This window comes from Weissella sagaensis (assembly GCF_005405285.1).
Lineage (GTDB): Bacteria > Bacillota > Bacilli > Lactobacillales > Lactobacillaceae > Weissella > Weissella sagaensis.
Window position 1 is genome coordinate 1 of the sequence record NZ_BJDT01000017.1, and the last position, 4,737, is coordinate 4,737.

The window sequence follows — 4,737 nt, forward strand, 5'->3', positions numbered from 1 at the left end:
GATTAGCCACTCATACTCAAAACAAGGTTATCCTTATGATAATGGGCCAATTGAAGCTTTTCACTCATTGTTGAAGAGAGAGTTTGCCTTTCAAACAACCTTTTCCAATTTTGAGGACTTGGTAATCCGAGCCTCAAATTACATCAGTTGGTTTAATTCCGACAGAATTAGAACGAGTGTTTAGAAAAAGATGTGCCATTTATTGACATAGGAGCAAGTTTTGATTTGCGTTATTTGTTGTTGCTGATAGTTGTTACGATTGTGGGTTTGGCGGTTGCTGGTATCCGTTGGCGTTATGTTTCGGCAGTCGTGTACTTTGTTGGTGTGTTTGCTCTGATGAATGTGGTACTTATTTACGTGTTCGCGCCACAATATGGCGTGAGTCTGTTTCATCATAAGACGGCGTTACTGGGTAGCGGTCCCTATGCGTTGACACTTGAGCAGTTAGTGTATGAATCGATTGTGTTAATGAAGTACGTCTTCAGTTTGCCATTAGCGCTGATTTTCTTGCTCACAACTAATCCAAGTGAGTTTGCAGCTGAATTGAATAAAATTGGTGTGTCGTATCGTATTGCGTATGCTGTCGCATTGACGTTGCGCTACATCCCAGATGTCCAACAAGAATTCGTGACCATCAGCCATGCACAACAAGCACGTGGATACGATATGTCAAAGAAAGCGCCGTTAGTACAACGTGTCCGTGGTGCGGCTGGCATTTTGATGTCGTTGCTGTTTTTATCATTGGCACGAATTGATGATATTAGCCGATCGATGGACTTGCGTCGTTTTGGTAAAGAGAAACGTCGTAGTTGGTACTACCAGCAGACTTTCCGTCGTAATGATTGGGTTGTGTTGGTGGGAATGGTCGTACTTGTATTGCTTGAGGTGGTATTGATTCGGGTTACTGATGGCCGTTTTTGGTAGCCAATTTAAAAGTATGTCACTTACAAGAAGAGCGTGTCCAAATTGGATGCGCCTTTATTTTTTAAAAGTCGTGATGCATTTATGAAAGGATTATTAGAAAAAGTGTTGACTTTTCTAATGATGCTGATATACTAAGACTTATCAAAAAGAAGGAGGGCAACGTCATGAAGCACGTGTTAGTAGAAAAGTTGAATGTTATGACGTTGGTTGCCCCAATTATCATTGCGATTATTATTTCGCAGTGATGGTTGGCTTTTCGAGATGCTAACGCTAGCCATGACTGCTTCCCAAGGCAGATTAACATGGCTAGCCAAATTTAATTACTTTGTAAACGAGTAACGGCTAGTATTTTGCGCAGAATACTAGCCGTTTTTTATATAAATTTTTTGAGCTCAAACTTTTACTCGTAGGTCATACAGGAATATTAGGAGATATGGTTATGAATAAGTTTGTTAAGCAATCAGTATTATTTTCAGCGACGGTCTTTGCCACTCTTGGGGCTGCAACGGTAGCTGCTCATGCGGATGGCAAAACCATCAATTGGACGCAGGCATCAGATTTGATGACTTTGGATTCTTCACGAGCTGCTGACGTAGCGTCAGGTCAAGTTATTTCACAAGCTGGTCAAGGGCTTTATCGCATGGGAAAGGACGGTAAGGTTGAGTTGGCTGATGCTGTTTCAGCCAAGGTTTCCGGCGATGGTAAGACGTGGACCTTCAAGCTCCGTGACGGATTGAAGTGGTCAAATGGTGATCCGGTAACCGCGGCAGATTATGTTTATGGCTGGCAGCGAACGGTGGACCCAGCTAACCAATCGACATCCGCGTCTTTGATGTCAAATATGGTTGGAGCAACGGATTTGAACAGTGGTAAAAGCACGGACTTTGACACATTGGGTGTAAAAGCGTTGGATGAACAGACGTTGCAAGTTTCGCTAAACGCACCTGAACCAATCTTGCCACAAGTGCTAGTCGGGACTGCATTTTATCCTCAAAATAAGGCGTTCGTTGAAAAAGCAGGTAGCAAATTTGGTACAACTGCTGAAGAAACGTTGTCAAACGGTCCGTTCGTGGTGAAGGGATGGACAGGCTCAAACAAGACGTATTCATTGGAAAAGAACCCAGACTATGTTGACGCGAAGTTAGTTAAGCCAGATGAGGTAACATTCCAAACAGTAACTGACTCAACGACAGGTTATAACCTCTATAACTCAGGCAAAGTCGATTTTACAACGTTAACCGCAACGCAAGTCAAAACGGCTAAAAGCAACAAAAACTTCCGTGAATTGAAGAATGCACGTACACAGTATATGGCGCTTAACGTGACTCGCAGTGTGTTGGGCGACAAGAACGCTCGTCAAGCATTGCAATACGCGGTCAACAAGGAACAAATGGTTAGCCGTGTTGTGACTGGTTCGGGAACAAACAGCACAACCTTCACACCAAAGGGCGTTGCAACTGATCCAAGAACGGGTAAGGATTTTACTTCAGCTTATGCAACTGACTATACGACCTACAATAAGGTCAAGGCGCAAAAGCTATGGTCAAAGGCATTGAAAGATGCGCATAAACAGTCTGTCAAATTAACATTATTAACCGATGAAGATGATTTATCAAAGAATCAAGCACAATTCTTACAATCGCAACTACAAGAGTTGAAGGGTTTGAAGGTGACTGTTAAAACGGAGCCAAAGCCAGCCCGCGTTAAGCAAATGCTGTCATCAGACTTCGACTTGGTATTGACCGGTTGGGGTGGGGAGTATGCTGATCCACTAAGTTACCTGGGGTTGTGGACGACCGGGACTAAGATGGACTTTGGTAAGTGGTCAAACAAAGCATATGACAAGGCTGTGAGCGACGCGCAAACAACAGATGTACAAGACAAAGAGAAGCGTATGGCTGACTTAGGTGCAGCCGATAAGGTACTACAAGAGGATGTGCCAGCAGTTACGTTGTACTACCCAGCTAGCGCAACGTTAATGAATAGCAAGGTAAAGGGTGTTCAAGTTAACACAGTTGGGTCAATGTTTGATTTTACCCGCGCAGTTAAGAAGTAATTTGGAGGATAGTGATATGAGCCTAACAACGTATAGAAATGCACAAGTATTTACTGGAGAATCCGAAGTATTCACGCGAATGGATTTCACGGTTAATGATGAAACTGGTCGGTTAGTAGAACTCGACGATTCGGGAACGACGCGGGTTGTCGACTTAACGAGTAAATACGTGGTGCCGGGATTGATTAATGCGCACGTCCATGTGGTATTGGATCCATATGGCCAATTTACTGCTGGGGTGAATCCAGTAGTTGATACAACTGTTGCGCTGAATAATTTGCAGCAGGCCTTTGCGGCGGGTGTTACCTACGTGCGAGATTTGGGGTCGACTTTTGATGTCGATTTAACCCTAGCTAATCTGGAGAGACAAGGTCAGCAATTGTTGCCGGGAATCGTCGGTAGTGGTCCGGCGTTGACCATGACTGGGGGTCACGGCGCCAATTTAGGTCGTGAAGTCGATGGAATGGATGAAGCTCGTAAGGCGGCACGTGAAAATATGAAACGGGGAGCCAAGAACGTAAAGCTTATGGCGACCGGGGGTGTCAGTGTTGATGGCGAACAACCGACTGATGTGCAATTGAACGAAGACGAGTTAACCGCTGCAGTACTGGAGGCCCACCATAAGGGGGTTACAGCGGCTGCGCATGCTCAAGGCACCGTTGGTATTAAGAATGCTGTTCGAGCTGGTGTAGATTCAGTGGAGCATGCCATTTATATGGATGAAGAAGCTGCTGATATGATGTTGGCGCGAGGAACGGTTATTGTGCCAACGTTAGTTGCACCTTGGGCAATCAATCGACACCCAGATGTACTACCAGACTTTATGGTTAAGAAGGCACAAGAAGTTGCAGATTCCCACATGGAGAGCATGAAGTTGGCAGTCCAAAGAGGTGTGAAAATTGCAATGGGAACCGACGCAGGTACGCCATATAATGATTTCCAAACAGCGGTTGTGCAGGAGTTGTTAATGATGCAGGAAGCGGGGATGACACCAGCGCAGGTATTGCTTGCAGCCACAGTGTTAGGTGCCGAGTTGTTGCATGTCGCTGACGATGCCGGTAAGTTAGTGAATGGTAAGTTAGCAGACTTTGTTGTGTTGGCGAATAATCCTTTGGCAGACCTGCACGCGTTTGTGGAAGATCGACAAGTATTCAAAAAGGGACAGTTGGTTTTTCAGTCATAAGATTAAATCCCGGATTATTCATGCACTAAATTTTTAACCACAGCTAAATCAGTAAAATACGATAAATCACCTTGAAACTGCCAGTACCTTGGCACGGTTTCAGGGTGTTTTTTTCGATTGAGCGTTTTTGAGAAAAATGGGCACACTAAAACCAGCCAGATTTTGCTATTTTTTTGAAAATCTACTTCGTTGTTTTATTGCCACAAAGCATTTAGTCGTTCCCAAGCTCGCCAGAACAGACCATCGAATTGTTCTTGGATGCGGCTATCTAACGTCAAGATCACCTTGTGGGCGTGCTTAGTGACACGTCCACCGATTTTTAACAAACGGTCTCGAAAGGTGTTGATTGTCCACGATTGTTGCTGGTCGTCCAACGCAATACTCTTCATCAACCACATCAAGTTTGATGCAATCACTGAGATCCACATGCGCGCTTTATTGGCGAAAAATAAATGAACTGCTATCAGTTTTGCCAAAGGCAAATCCACCTTTAAGCTCGCGAATAATATCTTCAATCGCCGCACGCTTGCGGTAAACACGGACGATGTCTTTTTGTGGAAGACTTAGGTTAGTG

6 protein-coding genes are annotated in these 4,737 nt (G+C 44.5%); 4 read left to right on the forward strand and 2 right to left on the reverse strand.

The window, feature by feature from the left end:
• The 4 genes from FFM55_RS09630 to FFM55_RS09645 all read left to right on the forward strand — a co-directional run.
• A partial coding sequence (locus tag FFM55_RS09630) for an IS3 family transposase (protein ID WP_170999691.1) occupies positions 1-184 on the forward strand: 184 nt, incomplete at its 5' end.
• Between the two features lie 41 nt (positions 185-225).
• Positions 226-924 (forward strand): energy-coupling factor transporter transmembrane component T family protein, encoded by a 699-nt coding sequence (locus tag FFM55_RS09635; RefSeq protein WP_240006028.1) that lies wholly within the window; start codon positions 226-228, stop codon positions 922-924.
• A 439-nt stretch (positions 925-1,363) separates the two neighbouring features.
• Positions 1,364-2,980: a peptide ABC transporter substrate-binding protein gene (locus FFM55_RS09640; RefSeq protein WP_170999692.1), complete on the forward strand. Its 1,617-nt coding sequence runs from the start codon at positions 1,364-1,366 to the stop codon at positions 2,978-2,980.
• A 16-nt stretch (positions 2,981-2,996) separates the two neighbouring features.
• Complete coding sequence (locus FFM55_RS09645) at positions 2,997-4,163, forward strand: metal-dependent hydrolase family protein (RefSeq protein WP_137601016.1); 1,167 nt, start codon at positions 2,997-2,999, stop codon at positions 4,161-4,163.
• A 194-nt stretch (positions 4,164-4,357) separates the two neighbouring features.
• Here FFM55_RS09645 and FFM55_RS09650 read toward each other — a convergent pair whose 3' ends face one another.
• Both FFM55_RS09650 and FFM55_RS10185 read right to left on the reverse strand, forming a co-directional pair.
• Positions 4,358-4,639 (reverse strand): transposase, encoded by a 282-nt coding sequence (locus FFM55_RS09650; RefSeq protein WP_170999693.1) that lies wholly within the window; start codon positions 4,637-4,639, stop codon positions 4,358-4,360.
• A complete protein-coding gene (locus tag FFM55_RS10185) occupies positions 4,599-4,709 on the reverse strand; it encodes a hypothetical protein (RefSeq protein ID WP_373863717.1) in 111 nt (36 codons plus the stop codon). Before FFM55_RS10185 ends, FFM55_RS09650 begins: the two co-directional genes overlap by 41 nt.
• Positions 4,710-4,737 lie beyond the last annotated feature (28 nt).